Annotated in this window: 14 protein-coding genes; 2 read left to right on the top strand and 12 right to left on the bottom strand. The window is 51.6% G+C overall.

Annotation, left to right across the window (positions count from 1 at the left end):
• Positions 1-17: 17 nt before the first annotated feature.
• The 7 genes from nusB to glyA all read right to left on the bottom strand — a co-directional run bounded on the left by nusB (position 18) and on the right by glyA (position 6,017).
• Complete coding sequence (gene nusB / locus AB4875_RS03600) at positions 18-521, bottom strand: transcription antitermination factor NusB (RefSeq protein WP_368374680.1); 504 nt, start codon at positions 519-521, stop codon at positions 18-20.
• A gap of 106 nt (positions 522-627) precedes the next feature.
• Positions 628-1,089 carry a 6,7-dimethyl-8-ribityllumazine synthase gene (gene ribH / locus AB4875_RS03595; RefSeq protein ID WP_368374679.1) on the bottom strand — a complete coding sequence of 154 codons (462 nt, stop codon included), beginning with the start codon at positions 1,087-1,089 and terminating at the stop codon, positions 628-630.
• A 58-nt stretch (positions 1,090-1,147) separates the two neighbouring features.
• A complete protein-coding gene (ribBA, locus tag AB4875_RS03590; protein ID WP_368374678.1) occupies positions 1,148-2,281 on the bottom strand; it encodes a bifunctional 3,4-dihydroxy-2-butanone-4-phosphate synthase/GTP cyclohydrolase II in 1,134 nt (377 codons plus the stop codon).
• A 63-nt stretch (positions 2,282-2,344) separates the two neighbouring features.
• Complete coding sequence (locus AB4875_RS03585; protein WP_368374677.1) at positions 2,345-3,004, bottom strand: riboflavin synthase; 660 nt, start codon at positions 3,002-3,004, stop codon at positions 2,345-2,347.
• Positions 3,005-4,150, bottom strand: coding sequence for a bifunctional diaminohydroxyphosphoribosylaminopyrimidine deaminase/5-amino-6-(5-phosphoribosylamino)uracil reductase RibD (gene ribD, locus AB4875_RS03580; protein WP_368374676.1), 1,146 nt, complete (start codon positions 4,148-4,150; stop codon positions 3,005-3,007).
• Between the two features lie 2 nt (positions 4,151-4,152).
• On the bottom strand, positions 4,153-4,626 hold the full coding sequence (gene nrdR, locus AB4875_RS03575; RefSeq protein ID WP_368374675.1) for a transcriptional regulator NrdR: 474 nt from the start codon (positions 4,624-4,626) through the stop codon (positions 4,153-4,155).
• A gap of 128 nt (positions 4,627-4,754) precedes the next feature.
• Positions 4,755-6,017 carry a serine hydroxymethyltransferase gene (glyA, locus tag AB4875_RS03570; RefSeq protein WP_368374674.1) on the bottom strand — a complete coding sequence of 421 codons (1,263 nt, stop codon included), beginning with the start codon at positions 6,015-6,017 and terminating at the stop codon, positions 4,755-4,757.
• A 223-nt stretch (positions 6,018-6,240) separates the two neighbouring features.
• On the opposite strand from glyA, the gene ettA reads away from it, so the two are divergent.
• Positions 6,241-7,902, top strand: coding sequence for an energy-dependent translational throttle protein EttA (ettA, locus tag AB4875_RS03565; RefSeq protein WP_368374673.1), 1,662 nt, complete (start codon positions 6,241-6,243; stop codon positions 7,900-7,902).
• Between the two features lie 151 nt (positions 7,903-8,053).
• Here the strand turns inward: ettA and AB4875_RS03560 are convergent, their stop codons facing one another.
• The 5 genes from AB4875_RS03560 to AB4875_RS03540 all read right to left on the bottom strand — a co-directional run bounded on the left by AB4875_RS03560 (position 8,054) and on the right by AB4875_RS03540 (position 12,693).
• Positions 8,054-8,800: an SDR family oxidoreductase gene (locus AB4875_RS03560; protein WP_368374672.1), complete on the bottom strand. Its 747-nt coding sequence runs from the start codon at positions 8,798-8,800 to the stop codon at positions 8,054-8,056.
• 21 nt (positions 8,801-8,821) lie between these two features.
• Complete coding sequence (locus tag AB4875_RS03555; protein WP_368374671.1) at positions 8,822-9,514, bottom strand: histidine phosphatase family protein; 693 nt, start codon at positions 9,512-9,514, stop codon at positions 8,822-8,824.
• Positions 9,514-10,584, bottom strand: a complete 1,071-nt coding sequence (locus AB4875_RS03550; protein ID WP_368374670.1) for a phosphotransferase family protein — start codon at positions 10,582-10,584, stop codon at positions 9,514-9,516. The genes AB4875_RS03555 and AB4875_RS03550 overlap by 1 nt, the downstream gene beginning before the upstream one ends.
• Before the next feature lie 7 nt (positions 10,585-10,591).
• On the bottom strand, positions 10,592-11,407 hold the full coding sequence (locus AB4875_RS03545; RefSeq protein WP_368374669.1) for an SDR family oxidoreductase: 816 nt from the start codon (positions 11,405-11,407) through the stop codon (positions 10,592-10,594).
• A 65-nt stretch (positions 11,408-11,472) separates the two neighbouring features.
• On the bottom strand, positions 11,473-12,693 hold the full coding sequence (locus AB4875_RS03540; protein ID WP_368374668.1) for an acyl-CoA dehydrogenase family protein: 1,221 nt from the start codon (positions 12,691-12,693) through the stop codon (positions 11,473-11,475).
• Positions 12,694-12,819: 126 nt separating this feature from the next.
• Between AB4875_RS03540 and AB4875_RS03535 the strand changes: the two genes are divergently transcribed.
• A complete protein-coding gene (locus AB4875_RS03535) occupies positions 12,820-13,728 on the top strand; it encodes a LysR family transcriptional regulator (RefSeq protein WP_368374667.1) in 909 nt (302 codons plus the stop codon).
• Positions 13,729-13,774 lie beyond the last annotated feature (46 nt).

Raw genomic sequence — 13,774 nt, 5'->3', positions numbered from 1 at the left:
ATAGCTGTGTCCGCAGACTATTCTGCGTCGTCCGGCTTGTTAACTTTTGGGGATTTGCCTTTTTCTGCCGCCACTTCAACCGCGCGGCACTCCATTGCGACCCGATCAAGTATGCCATTCAAATAGCGATGACCGTCGGTGGAACCAAAGCGCTTACCAAGATTAATGGTTTCATTGATGGCAACTTTATAAGGTACATCAATACGGCGCAGTAATTCATAGGAACCCATGCGCAGCAAGCACAATTCGATAGGATCTAGATCGGTAACTTTACGATCTAAGTGCTTGTCGAAGAGCTCATGTAATACCGTTAACTGTGCGGGAATATTATGTACTAGGTCGTGAAAAAACTCTTTGTCGACATGAGTCATATCATAGTCAGCTTGGAACTGCGCTTCGATTTCGTTCAATGCCTGGCCAGCCATATGCCATTGATATAAAGCCTGCATTGCATAATGGCGCGCCTTGCGCCGGTCTGCCGCTAGCTGATTGCGGGATGGGTTCTGAAGACGATTTGCCACAAAATATTCTCATGCTTGGTGGATAAAACCACACTTAAAAAACCGTACTACCGCCTGAGGGCAGCACGAAACAATACTGAACTTACGCTCAGCTTTTTAATAAAATTTATAACTGTTTGAGAAGGCTCACCATCTCAATAGCGGACATCGCCGCCTCTTCACCCTTATTACCTGCCTTGGTGCCTGCGCGTTCTACCGCTTGCTCAATAGTATCTACGGTCAACACACCAAATGCGACCGGCACACCGTGTTGCATAGTTACTTGCGCTAGCCCTTTGACACATTCCCCGGCAACATATTCGAAGTGCGGCGTGCCGCCACGAATAACGGCGCCCAACGCAATAATGGCATCATAGTTTTTACTTTCTGCTACTTTTTGGCAGACCAGCGGTATTTCAAACGCACCCGGTGCACGCACAATAGTGATATTGTCGTCTGCCACGCCGTGACGACGCAGCGTGTCTAAGGCGCCGTCCAATAAACTTTCAACTACAAAGCTATTCCAGCGACCCACTACAATTGCGAATTTACCGGCTACCGCAACAAAATTACCTTCGATAGTTTTCATCTTTTATTTCCTTTCTCATTTACAGCCATTGACATCATCGACGGCTCACAATATTCAATCAGCTATTGGCGACAATATTATCGGGACTAACAAATTCAACGACTTCCAAGTCAAAACCAGAGATTGCATTATATTTAACCGGCGCACCCATCAAGCGAATCTTGCCTACCCCAACATCACGCAAGATTTGTGATCCTAGGCCGATATTAAAATACGTGGTTTTATACTGAATGCTATCACCCTGCAGAGGCGACTTGGTGCCCTGGGCAATACCTAGCTCGGCCAAGATTGATTCTGGGGTTTCGCGGTTGGCCAGTAGCACGACTACGCCGCCATGTTTAGCGACAGTTTCTAAGCTGCGATGCATATTCCAGCCCGTGGTAGAGCCCGGCGATTGGGTTTGCAAAAGGTCGCGCACCGACGAGCCCAAGTGCACCCGCACCAGTGTTGGCGAGTCGGCACTGATATCACCTTTTTGAACCGCAAAATGTATTTCACCCGCCACTGAATCCTTATAGGCGTGAAGGACAAAATCGCCAAAATCCGTTGCAATCGTGCCGCTGCTAATTTTTTCAATGGTTTGCTCGTTTAACACCTGATAGTGAATCAGGTCAGCAATGGTACCCATTTTTAAATCGTGCTCTGCGGCAAAAATATCGAGATCTGCGCGGCGCGCCATGGTGCCGTCTTCATTCATGATTTCGCAGATAACACCGGTCGCTTCAAAACCAGCTAAGCGCGACAAATCACAGGCAGCCTCAGTATGACCGGCGCGACTCAAAACGCCACCGGGCTCAGCCATCAGCGGGAAAATATGACCGGGCTGAACAATATCAGCTGCCACTGCATTACGCGCAGCTGCGGTTCTTACCGTGTGGGCCCGATCGGCGGCAGAAATACCGGTGGTCACGCCGTGGGTGGCCTCTATAGAGAGGGTGAATTTGGTGCCGAAACCCGAGGCATTGCGATCTACCATCAAGGGCAGCGCAAGCTGCTCACAGCGCTCACGAGTCATTGGCATACAAATTAAACCACGACCAAATTTAGCCATAAAGTTAATATCTTGGGGACGCACACATTCGGCCGCCATCACCAGGTCGCCCTCGTTCTCGCGATCTTCGTCGTCCATTAAGATAACCATCTTGCCTAGACGGATATCCTGAATGAGGTCTTCTATTTTGCTCATTGCCATAGTGCTGCCTTGCCTTTTTCGTAGCGCTAAATGAGCCGCTAGAATTAGAAATATTAGACGCGCTTATTTCCGCGTTCTCAAAAACCCATTGTCGGCCAAACTGGCCATTGAAATCCCGCGCCCTGCAGGCTTGTCTGCCTGTAATAATCGCTCAAGATAACGCGCGATCACATCCACCTCCAGATTAAGCTCTGCATCCACACGGTAATGCTGAATAATGGTTTCCGCTGCCGTATGAGGCACAATATTCAATTCAAATACGTTGCCGGTGACCTTGTTCACGGTCAGGCTAACACCATCCACGCAGATCGAGCCCTTGGTCGCAATATAATGCGCAATATTAGCCGGTGCCTCGATACTCAGCCTAATAGAGCGCGCATCTTTGCTACAACTTAACACGCGCCCTACGCCATCAACATGACCACTGACAATATGGCCGTCGAAACGGCTGCTCGCCAACATCGCCCGCTCTAAGTTTACGGTCTGGCCGATATTAATCTTGGCGAAGGTGCTCAGCGATAGGGTCTCGTTTGACACATCGGCCCAAAAGCCATCGCCCACCATGGCGACGACCGTTAGGCACACGCCGTTGGTGGCAATACTATCGCCGAGCTTAACATCGGCCATCGGCAGGCTAGCACTGCTAATTCGCAGGCGCATATCGCCACCGCGCATTTCAGTAGCGGCGATAGTCCCCAGCGCCTCTATAATGCCGGTGAACATTTACTGCGGCTCCGCAAGCTTAGGGACGCGACACTGTATTCGCCAATCTTTACCGACCGCGCGAATATCCAAGATGTCGATGGCCTGCTGCTCTGACATCGCCGTCATCGGCCAATCTATCAATGGCCGACCGCTACTGCCCATTAGACAGGGTGCCATATACAAAAACCACTCATCGACCAGACCGGCTCGCAAGGCGGCGCCAGCTAATACCGCGCCCGCCTCTAGCAAGACTTCATTGCAGCTGCGATCAGCCAAATACTTCATCACTGCGGGCAGCGAGACCTTGCCGCGTCCGTCATCGTCGATGACAACAATCGTTGCCCCCGCCGCAATCAGTGGCTTATGGCGTTTAATATTTGTCACCCGCGTGGCAATAACCAGCTCGCCGCCGGCCGCAAACAATGTTGCGGTGGACGGTGTGCGCAGGGAGGAATCAACAATCACCCGCAGTGGTTGACGCCACGGTTCTGTTAACGCCAGTACCGCAGGGTCATCTGCTGAAAAGCTTTGTGGCCGCACTGTGAGCGCTGCGTCGTCATGCAAAATAGTTTCTACGCCACTCAGAATCGCACAGCTCTGGGCCCGTAATTTTTGCACATCGGCTCTCGCCTCGGGGCCGGTAATCCACTGACTTTCGCCGGAGGCCATTGCCGTTCTGCCATCAATGCTGCTGGCTGACTTTAAACGCAACCACGGCAAGCCGCCGCGCATACGGCGCATAAAACCGACATTTAATGCCTCTGCCTGCACCGCCATCAAGCCGACATCGACCTGAATACCGGCCTGCTGCAAACGCGCAATACCGCGACCAGCAACCAGCGGATTAGGATCTTCAGAGGCGACCACAACGCGGCTTACGCCAGCGTTGATTAAGGTATCTGCACAGGGTGGCGTGCGTCCTTGATGACTACAGGGTTCGAGCGTGACATAGACGGTGGACGCGCGGGTATCACTTAGCTGTGCCAAGGCATTAACCTCAGCGTGGCCATCGCCTGCGCGCTGATGCCAACCTTGGGCAATGACCTTGGCGTCACGGCAAATCACGCAGCCCACACGAGGATTAGGGCTGGTGGAATAACGACCGCGCGCTGCCAATTGCAAAGCAGTCGCCATCATCTGCCGATCAAAATTACTAAAGTTCACGGCTACTCACTATGCTCTGAACGCGGCTCTGCAGATAACCGGTCAATTTCAGCGCGAAACTCATCTAAATCTTGGAAGCTGCGATAGACCGAGGCAAAGCGAACATAGGCGACATGATCTAAGGCCTTTAAGGCCTCCATAACTTGCTCACCGACGTCGCGACTATCAATTTCGCGCTCGCCAGTGGCCTGCAGGCGACGCTTGATACCGCTAACTTCAGCTTCGATATGTTCAACGCTGACCGGCCGTTTTTCCAGTGCCTTTAAAACACCTGAACGCAGTTTCGCCTCGTCAAACGGTTCCCGTGAGCCGTCACTTTTGATGATTTTAGGCATCAACAGCTCGGCGCTCTCATAGGTTGTAAACCGCTCCGAGCACGACAGACATTCGCGACGACGACGAACCTGACCACCTTCAGCTACCAGCCGGGAGTCGATAACTTTGGTATCGTCAAAATTGCAAAACGGACAACGCATGATTTGGCCTCAAGGGCTGGGGACTTGGTCGAAGTCTAGCACACGCTCTTTTGCGCTAGGTATTTCAGCACGAGACTTCGCGCTCTAAAAAGGGCAGCGCCGAAGCACCGCCCCTCGACCATCTTTCGTTAGGCGTAAACGGGGAAACGCTTACAAATTTCTAATACTTTGGCTTTCACTTCGTCGATCTTGGCAGAGGCATCGCCAGCTTCCAAGGCTTCCAAAATGTCGCACATCCAGTTAGCCAACTCGACACACTCAGCTTCTTTAAAGCCACGCGTGGTCACCGCAGGCGTACCAACACGCAAGCCACTGGTGATAAACGGCGAGCGGGGATCATTGGGTACGGCGTTTTTATTCACGGTAATATTCGCCGCGCCCAGTGCAGCGTCAGCATCTTTACCGGTATACGATTTGCCGATCAGGTCAACTAGCATCAGGTGGTTTTCAGTACCGCCGGACACAATGTTAATACCGCGCTCGATAAACGTCTTAGCCATGGCTTTAGCATTGGCGATAACCTGCTTCTGGTAAACCACGTACTCTGGCGCCATTGCTTCTTTAAAGCTAACAGCCTTAGCAGCAATCACGTGCATCAGCGGGCCACCTTGGCCACCGGGGAATACCGCCGAGTTAAGTTTCTTCTCGATGGCTTCATTGGCCTTGGCCAAAATCAAACCGCCGCGGGGACCGCGCAGGGTTTTATGGGTAGTAGTGGTAACCACGTCCGCATATTTAATGGGATTTGGGTACACACCCGCAGCAACCAAGCCCGCAACGTGAGCCATGTCGACCATCAAGTAAGCACCGACCATATCGGCGATTTCACGGAATTTGGCCCAGTCGACAATACCTGAGTATGCAGAGAAACCGGCAACAATCATTTTAGGCTTGTGCTCTAGCGCCAAGGCTTCAACCTGGGCGTAATCGATTTCGCCGGTTTCATTATTCAAACCGTATTGAACCGCGTTATAAGTCTTGCCCGAAAAGTTCGGTTTGGCACCGTGGGTCAAGTGACCACCGGCATCAAGACTCATACCCAGCACAGTTTCGCCTGGCAACATCAGCGCCTGATACACAGCACCGTTGGCCTGTGAGCCAGAGTGTGGCTGAACGTTGGCGTAATCTGCACCGAACAGGGCTTTTGCGCGGTCGATAGCCAGTGTTTCGGCCTTGTCGACGTATTCGCAACCACCGTAATAACGCTTGCCGGGATAACCTTCAGCGTATTTATTGGTGAGCACGGTACCCTGCGCCTGCATAACGGCCGGGCTGGTGTAGTTTTCAGAAGCGATTAGCTCGATATGCTCTTCCTGACGCACTTCTTCTTCTTGAATCGCAGACCAGATTTCATCGTCGAATCCGGCAATTGTCATCTCTTTGCTAAACATCACTACCCCCGAGGCATACACAGGCTTTGAAAAGCCGCGCATTGTACAATATATGCGCGCATTCGGCACCGTTTAATGCCATTCACGCCCACTCAAACTTTAATTTTTGATGCGCCGCGCCCCAGCTCGACAAAACATTGCGGAACGGCGCCGCTTTCGGTACCTTTTCGCCTATTTAATTGTCGCCGAGCCTCGGCGACTTAGTGCTTTGTCAGGAGTCAGCATGGCGCAATTCGTCTTTACCATGAACCGCGTAAGCAAGGTTGTACCGCCCAAGCGCGAAATTCTGCACGACATCTCATTGTCTTTCTTCCCCGGGGCCAAAATTGGTGTACTCGGCCTAAACGGGTCGGGGAAATCTACCCTGCTAAAAATAATGGCAGGCTTAGATACCGAATTTAATGGCGAAGCTCGCCCCCAACCTGGCACTAAAATAGGTTACCTCTCGCAGGAGCCGCCCTTAGATGACAGCAAAGATGTGCGCGGCAACGTCGAAGAAGGTGTGGCTGAAGCTATAAATGCACTCGCCGAACTCGATAAAGTTTACGCAGATTATGCCGAACCGGATGCGGATTTTGACGCTTTGGCGAAGCGCCAAGCGGCGCTAGAAGACATCATTCAGGCCACCGATGCCCACAATCTCGACCACAAACTTGAAGTGGCCGCCGACGCGCTGCGCCTGCCACCATGGGATGCGGCGGTCTCCACCCTGTCTGGCGGTGAGCGCCGCCGCGTCGCACTATGCCAATTACTGCTCTCCAACCCCGACATGCTGTTATTGGACGAGCCCACCAACCATTTGGACGCCGAGTCAGTGCACTGGCTAGAGCGCTTCCTATGTGACTTTCCCGGCACAGTGGTCGCCATTACGCATGACCGCTATTTCCTCGACAATGCTGCTGGCTGGATTTTGGAATTAGACCGCGGTCGCGGCATTCCATACGAAGGCAATTACTCTGACTGGCTTGAAGCCAAAGATGCGCGCTTAGCGCAGGAGTCAAAATCTGACGCCTCTCGGAAAAAGACCATCGCAGCAGAATTAGAGTGGGTGCGCAGCAATGCCAAAGGTCGCCAAAGCAAGAGCAAGGCGCGCCTAGCCCGCTTTGAAGAAATGAATTCTCAAGAATTCCAAAGCCGCAGCGAAACTAATGAAATTTATATTCCGCCAGGACCGCGTCTTGGCGATAAGGTTATTGAGGTTAACGGCGTCAGCAAAAGTTATGGCGACCGCCTGCTGATCAATGACCTGAGCCTGTCGATCCCTCAAGGCGCCATCGTCGGCATTATCGGCGGCAACGGTGCGGGTAAATCGACCTTGCTGCGCATGATTACCGGCAGAGAATCTCCAGATAGCGGCACCATCGACCTCGGCGAAACCGTCAAGCTGGTTTCGGTAGAGCAGATGCGCGACGGCCTCGACGATAAGAAAACCGTATGGGAAGCCGTATCTGAAGGCCAAGATATTTTACGCATAGGCAGCTATGAAGTGCCTTCACGAGCCTATCTCGGTCGCTTTAACTTTAAAGGCAGCGACCAGCAAAAACGAGTCGGTGAGTTATCCGGTGGTGAGCGTGGCCGCCTACATTTAGCATGCACACTCAAGGAAGGCGGCAACGTCTTGCTGCTAGATGAGCCCTCAAATGATTTGGACGTTGAGACCCTGCGCGCCTTAGAAGATGCGCTATTGGACTTTCCCGGTTGCGCATTGGTGATATCCCATGATCGCTGGTTCCTCGACCGCATCGCGACTCATATTCTTGCCTACGAAGGCGATAGTGATATCGTGTTCTTTGAAGGTAATTACAGTGAATACCACGAAGATTTTGTGGCTCGCAAAGGAAAGAACGCGGGACCAAAGCGGGTGAAATATAAAAAGCTAAAATAATAAATTAGCCAATAAAAAGGCGGGAAGCACTATGTGCCCCCGCCTTTTTAATACCTGAGATTCGCTTATTTCTGCAAGACGACAAGACCAAGCTTATCCGGGCATTTAAAGGTCTCTACGCCCACACAAAGCCGCGAACACCCAAAGCCACCTAGGTCATCTTGGCGACAACTGACAGCGGCAAATACTTCATTGCCAGGGCCACCGGCACCCAAGGCCAAGCCGGCACTTTGGCTTCGGCGGGCTCTCTTTCTATGGCTTTCACCAGCGCCTTACAACCGGTTTTCAAATCTACCCGCATAGGTGCTTTTTTCAAATCAGAGTTTATCGGGGTAAGAATAAAGCCCGGCAATATACAGCTGGCTTTGATCGGCGTTCCCAATAAATCGGCGCGAATACCTTCGGTCATGGTGCGCAAGCCGGCCTTGGTAGCCGCATATATATTGATGGCGCGGGGCATACCGCGCACGGCGCTAATGGATGATATCGTTACTAGGTGACCGCTATTTTGGGCGCGGAAAATTTCCAAGGCCGCCTCACACTGGGCCAGCGCGCCGACAAAATTGGTTTCTGCGGTCTTGCGATTAGCCTCAAAATAGCCAGTGCCGAAGGACGCACCCTTGCCCATACCGGCGTTAACAATAACCCGGTCGAGACTGCCAAGGTCTTCACGAAAAGCTTTGAACACCTCAAACACTTGGGGATAATCACACACATCCAGTTCGCGAATAAACACCTTAATACCTGGGTTCGCCGCCTCTAGTTCGGCTTTTAAGGACTGCATTGGCTCTAAGCGCCTTGCGCAAAGTGCTAGATTACAGCCCTTGGCTGCAAACTCGCGGGCCATGCCTTCACCTAGACCTGAGCTGGCGCCGGTAATGAGTATATTTTTACGCATAAGAATTCCTGAAATAATAATTTAACGATAACTTAATAGCTCGCGATGGCGGCCATCAAAATGACTGTGTTCGTTAATACTGGCTAATTTTATTCCGGCTGAACCGGCCAGCACTTTGGTGTATCCGGCGTTAGCCAGCTGCCAACTTAACTCTGCGGTCTTGCTGTTATTTAAACCCAGCAAATCTCGACATACTGCCGAGATCGCACCACCCGAGGTGAACACGAAGACATTGCCCTTGCGCCCCTCCACCGCAGCCATTAATCCGCGCTCCACCCGCTGGCAAAACTCACTCCAAGATTCTGCATAGTCCCGATCATTATCACCATTAACCCAACGGGTCATAGCAGCAGCAAAATGGCGCTGAAATCCGGCGCGAGGATTTTCGCCCGACATATCAGCCATTAATTCATCAGCTTTGCCAGGCAAGGCGGTGTAGGCCTCTAGCAAACCAGTGTGATCGTATTCATTCCAACCACAGTCGTCCTGCCATGAGACCGTATTTGGCTCTCGCTTTAAGGCATTTAAGCAGTGTTCCGCCGTTTGACGGTGGCGCTTCATGCCGCCGCAAATCACGGTATCTGGACTGACCCCTTGGGCGCCAAAGTACTCACCCAAGTGCTGCGACTGCTTGGCACCGAGCTCGGAAAGTTGGTCGTAATCTGCTGCGGCAAATGACGCCTGACCGTGACGAATTAAATACAGGGCGGGCATTAGCGCTGCTCCCGAATGATTCGCTGACAGCGACGATCTAAATACCACACAATTAACCAGAAGTTTTTAAAAGCCGGATTGCTAGTCTGCTTATGGTAGTAGCGATAGTAAATTTGCTGAATGATGACCGCTAAGCGAAACAGACCAAAGACTTCATAAAAGGCCCATTTATCGGTGCTTAAACCCATTTTTTCGCAATAATAACTTACCACTTCGTCACGGCTTAACATGCCCGGTAGGTGCGTGGGCTGGCGCCGGGTGCTACGTAATAATTTATCGTCATCGGCTTGCACCCAGTACGCCAAGGCACTGCCTAAGTCCATCAGCGGATCGCCAAGAGTTGCCATTTCCCAGTCTAGAATACCCAGCACCTCTGAGGGCTGCTGTGGATTAAGCACCACATTGTCGAAGCGGAAGTCATTGTGAATAACGCAGCTGCGCACATCCTGCGGAGTGTTCTCAGCAAGCCACGCCATCACTTTCTTAAAGCTAGGTACATTCCACGTTTTAGATTTTTGATAGCGGCCGCTCCAACCACCTACTTGGCGCTCGCAATAACCGTCACCCTTACCCAGCGAGACCAAGCCAGCGGCGTGGTAATCGACTTGATGCAAGGAGACTAACTTATCGACAACCGACAAACATAAATCGCGCGTTTGGGCGGCAGACAGCTCCAAACCCTTTGGCATATTGGCTCGGGGGATTAAACCCTCGATGCGGCGCATAACATAAAAATCGCAGCCAATAACCGAAGAGTCATCGCAAAACGCAAGCATCTCTGGCACAAAAGGGAACACCGGCGCCAAGGCTGATTGCACCTTGTATTCCCGCCCCATATCGTGGGCAGATTTTGCCTTGGTGCCCTTGGGCGGCCGCCGCAAAATAAGATCGTGGCTAGGGTATTCTAAACGGTAAGTCCAGTTAGAGGCCCCGCCACTGTATTGCGTTACTAGGGGCTCGCCAGACAAGCCATCAATGCGCGGTTTTAGCCATGCATCTACGGCTTCAATATCAAGCTCTTCTCCGCTCCGCACTTTGCCGGCGACATCGATCACTGACTTATTCTCCATTTCGCGCTCAGCTCCTGGGCCGTTTGGTCATCATTCGCGCAGTCTGCTTCAACATTCTGGCGCGATAGATATTAAACGGTAGCAAGCGCTTTAAACGCCAGATCGAACGACCTTCTGGATGAGGCAGAATATAGAATTCGCCTTTCTCTATAGAGTTAAAAACCCGTCCGGCAATTTCTTCTGCGCCGAGCTTGGCCTTGTTTACCAAGCGCTGGGTTGCCGCTTGACTGTCTGGATCAGAGGCTCGCACCGATTCGGCGAGATTGGTTCTAAAGAAACTTGGACACACCACCGAGACTTTTATATTGTCGGGATCTAGCTCCAAGGTCATGGTCTCAGACAGCGCAACGACCGCCGCTTTGGTAGCGCAGTAAGAGGCCATTTTAGGTGGATAAATCAAGCCCGCCAGCGAGGCGATATTAACGATATGGCCGCTGCCCTGCTCACGCATCAAGGTTGTGAATACCTTGCAGCCGCGCACAACGCCGAGCAGATTGATATTTACAATCCACTCCCAGTCATCCATCGAAAATTCGCCAATACCGCCCGCAGATGCGACGCCGGCATTATTGATAACAACATCCACGCCACCCCAATTGCTCTGTAACCAATCTGCTGCGCTTTGCAGGGCGCTCTCATGAGTCACATCGCAATTCACATAATGCGCCGTACCTTTGGCTTTTAATTCGGCCAGCGCCTCTGCGCCGCGACCATCATCAACATCACCAATACATACCGAATATCCGGCATCTGCAAAGCGATTTGCTAGGGCACGCCCTAGACCCGACGCACCACCGGTGATAAAAACTCGTTTAGATCCCATCGCTACCCTGCTCCCGCGCTATATTTGTTGTACCTAGTTATTTCTAGCAAGTTACGTATCTTTTGCTATTTATATTTAGCTAATTCCATTCGGGCAATTAAGCCACGATGCACTTCATCGGGGCCATCAGCTAAGCGCAGCACTCGCGCCATAGCAAACATACCAGCCAGCGGCGTATCGTTGGACACCCCGGCACCGCCGTGCATTTGAATAGCCGCATCAACCACATCTTGCAATACATTCGGCGCCACGACCTTGATCGCAGAGATTTCAGTTAAAGCAGACAGCGCACCAACATTGTCTATTTTCCATGCCGCGTACAAAGTCAGCAGACGCGCCTGATCGATGGCAATACGCAAATTAGCTACGCGCTCTTGGTTGCCGCCCAATTTCATCAGTGGCTTACCAAAGGCAACCCGCGACATGCCGCGTTTAATCATCAGCTCTAGGGCTTTCTCTGCCGCGCCCAGCGCGCGCATGCAGTGATGTATTCTGCCAGGCCCAAGACGCCCCTGGGCAATTTCAAAGCCGCGACCGGCACCCAAGATCATATTTGTTTTGGGAACCCGTACATTTTCAAACCATACTTCGCCGTGACCCTCTGGCTCATCATAGGCATTAAAAACCGGCAACATGCGCTTAATAACTACGCCCGGCGTTTTCATCGGCACCAACACCATTGAGTGCTGGCTATGGCGCGCCGCTTCAGGGTTGCTCACCCCCATAAAGATACCAATTTCACATCGCGGATCACCTACACCTGATGACCACCATTTCTTACCATTGAGAATAAGGTCGTCACCATCTTCAATAATGGTGGCTTCCATATTAGTTGCATCTGAAGAAGCGACATCGGGCTCAGTCATAAAGAACACGGAGCGAATTTTGCCTTCTAACAGGGGCTCTAACCACTGCTGCTTCTGCTCTTCACTGCCGTACTTCCACAACACTTCCATATTGCCGGTATCTGGCGCGCTGCAGTTAAAAATTTGCGCCGCTATATGCGATCGGCCCATTTCTTCGGCCAAGGGAGCGTATTCAAGCGTGGACAAGCCAGCACCGCGCTCTGCATCATGCAAAAAGAAATTCCACAGACCCAACTCCTTGGCCTCGGCTTTGAGCTCTTCAATTCTTGGATCAACCTTCCACTTTGTCCAATCGCCGCCATTGCTACTAGCGAGCATTGCAGGCAATAGTTCGGCGTCTAAGGGTTCTATACGGTCCTTTATAAAGGCGCGGACTTGATCGATCAATTCTTGGCAACGTGGGCTATGGCTAAAATCCATGATTCGCTCTCCTGTAGTTAACCGGCTAAAGATAGCGCCCCACAATACATCAGTCTAATTTATTATATAAATGAACTATAATCACCAGCATGAATGCATTGAATGACTCTAGTGGTGATTTTAGCTATGGATTTAAACTTATTTAAAGTCTTTGACGCGGTCTACCGCGCCAGCTCTCTCACCGAGGCAGCTAAAGATCTGCACATTACACAACCCGCGGTAAGCAACGCCCTGTCACGACTGCGCGAGCACTTTGACGACCCGCTATTTGTGCGCCGAGGCCGCCGCATTGCACCAACCCCGCTCGCTGATAGCATCGCCGCTGATATCGCCAACTCCCTAATGACCTTGCAAGAAAGCCTGCACAAAGGGCAAGAGTTTGACCCCAGCACCTCGAAGCGTCAGTTCATTGTCAGCATGGGTGATCCCATCGAGTTTGTGGCACTGCCAGATTTAATCTCTCTGCTACAGCAGCACGCCCCGGCTATTACGCTGCAGAGTCAGCGCTTGGTGCGGGATCAGTTAAGCCGCCAACTGATCAGCGGTGAAGTTTCTATGGCGATAGATATTCCGCAGCCGGTGGACAGCGGCATCCAACAGCAATTTTTATTTAGAGATAATTTATGCGTGCTGATGCGCCAAGATCATCCACTGGCGAAGCAGGCTCTAAGTTTGAAACAGTATTTAAATGCAGGGCATATCACCGTGTCGGGACGCAGCCGCGGCACGGTATTAGAAGACGCCACCCTAAACCGCAAAGGATTAAATCGGCATATTATTTTACGCGGCCAAAGCTATTACTCCGCAAGCCATATTGCTGCCACATCTGATTTACTACTGACCCTGCCCCAGCATTTAGCCCAGCGTTTCCAACAATTTTTGCCGCTGCACATCATGCCACTGCCCCTTAAAATTCCGGCACTAGAGATGATGATGTACTGGCATAGCAGCGCTAATAACGATGCCGCGCATGAATGGCTGAGAGGGTGTATTCAAACGATTATTTCCCAAAACGGCAATAAGGTAGCCAGCTGAGAAAAGCCCAATCTAAGGACATAAAAAAAGCCGCCCGCATCTATGC

Origin of the sequence: Zhongshania sp. R06B22 (genome assembly GCF_040892595.1) — a bacterium.
In the GTDB taxonomy this organism is placed as follows: domain Bacteria; phylum Pseudomonadota; class Gammaproteobacteria; order Pseudomonadales; family Spongiibacteraceae; genus Spongiibacter; species Spongiibacter arctica.
This window is presented reverse-complemented; position numbering and strand designations above follow the sequence as displayed.

Coding starts and splice junctions, on each gene's coding strand:
- ribH (WP_368374679.1), bottom strand. CDS start 1,089: ATGAAAACTATCGAAGGTAATTTTGTTGCGGTAGCCGGTAAATTCGCA.
- ribBA (WP_368374678.1), bottom strand. CDS start 2,281: ATGGCAATGAGCAAAATAGAAGACCTCATTCAGGATATCCGTCTAGGC.
- AB4875_RS03585 (WP_368374677.1), bottom strand. CDS start 3,004: ATGTTCACCGGCATTATAGAGGCGCTGGGGACTATCGCCGCTACTGAA.
- nrdR (WP_368374675.1), bottom strand. CDS start 4,626: ATGCGTTGTCCGTTTTGCAATTTTGACGATACCAAAGTTATCGACTCC.
- glyA (WP_368374674.1), bottom strand. CDS start 6,017: ATGTTTAGCAAAGAGATGACAATTGCCGGATTCGACGATGAAATCTGG.
- ettA (WP_368374673.1), top strand. CDS start 6,241: ATGGCGCAATTCGTCTTTACCATGAACCGCGTAAGCAAGGTTGTACCG.
- AB4875_RS03560 (WP_368374672.1), bottom strand. CDS start 8,800: ATGCGTAAAAATATACTCATTACCGGCGCCAGCTCAGGTCTAGGTGAA.
- AB4875_RS03555 (WP_368374671.1), bottom strand. CDS start 9,514: ATGCCCGCCCTGTATTTAATTCGTCACGGTCAGGCGTCATTTGCCGCA.
- AB4875_RS03550 (WP_368374670.1), bottom strand. CDS start 10,584: ATGGAGAATAAGTCAGTGATCGATGTCGCCGGCAAAGTGCGGAGCGGA.
- AB4875_RS03545 (WP_368374669.1), bottom strand. CDS start 11,407: ATGGGATCTAAACGAGTTTTTATCACCGGTGGTGCGTCGGGTCTAGGG.
- AB4875_RS03540 (WP_368374668.1), bottom strand. CDS start 12,693: ATGGATTTTAGCCATAGCCCACGTTGCCAAGAATTGATCGATCAAGTC.
- AB4875_RS03535 (WP_368374667.1), top strand. CDS start 12,820: ATGGATTTAAACTTATTTAAAGTCTTTGACGCGGTCTACCGCGCCAGC.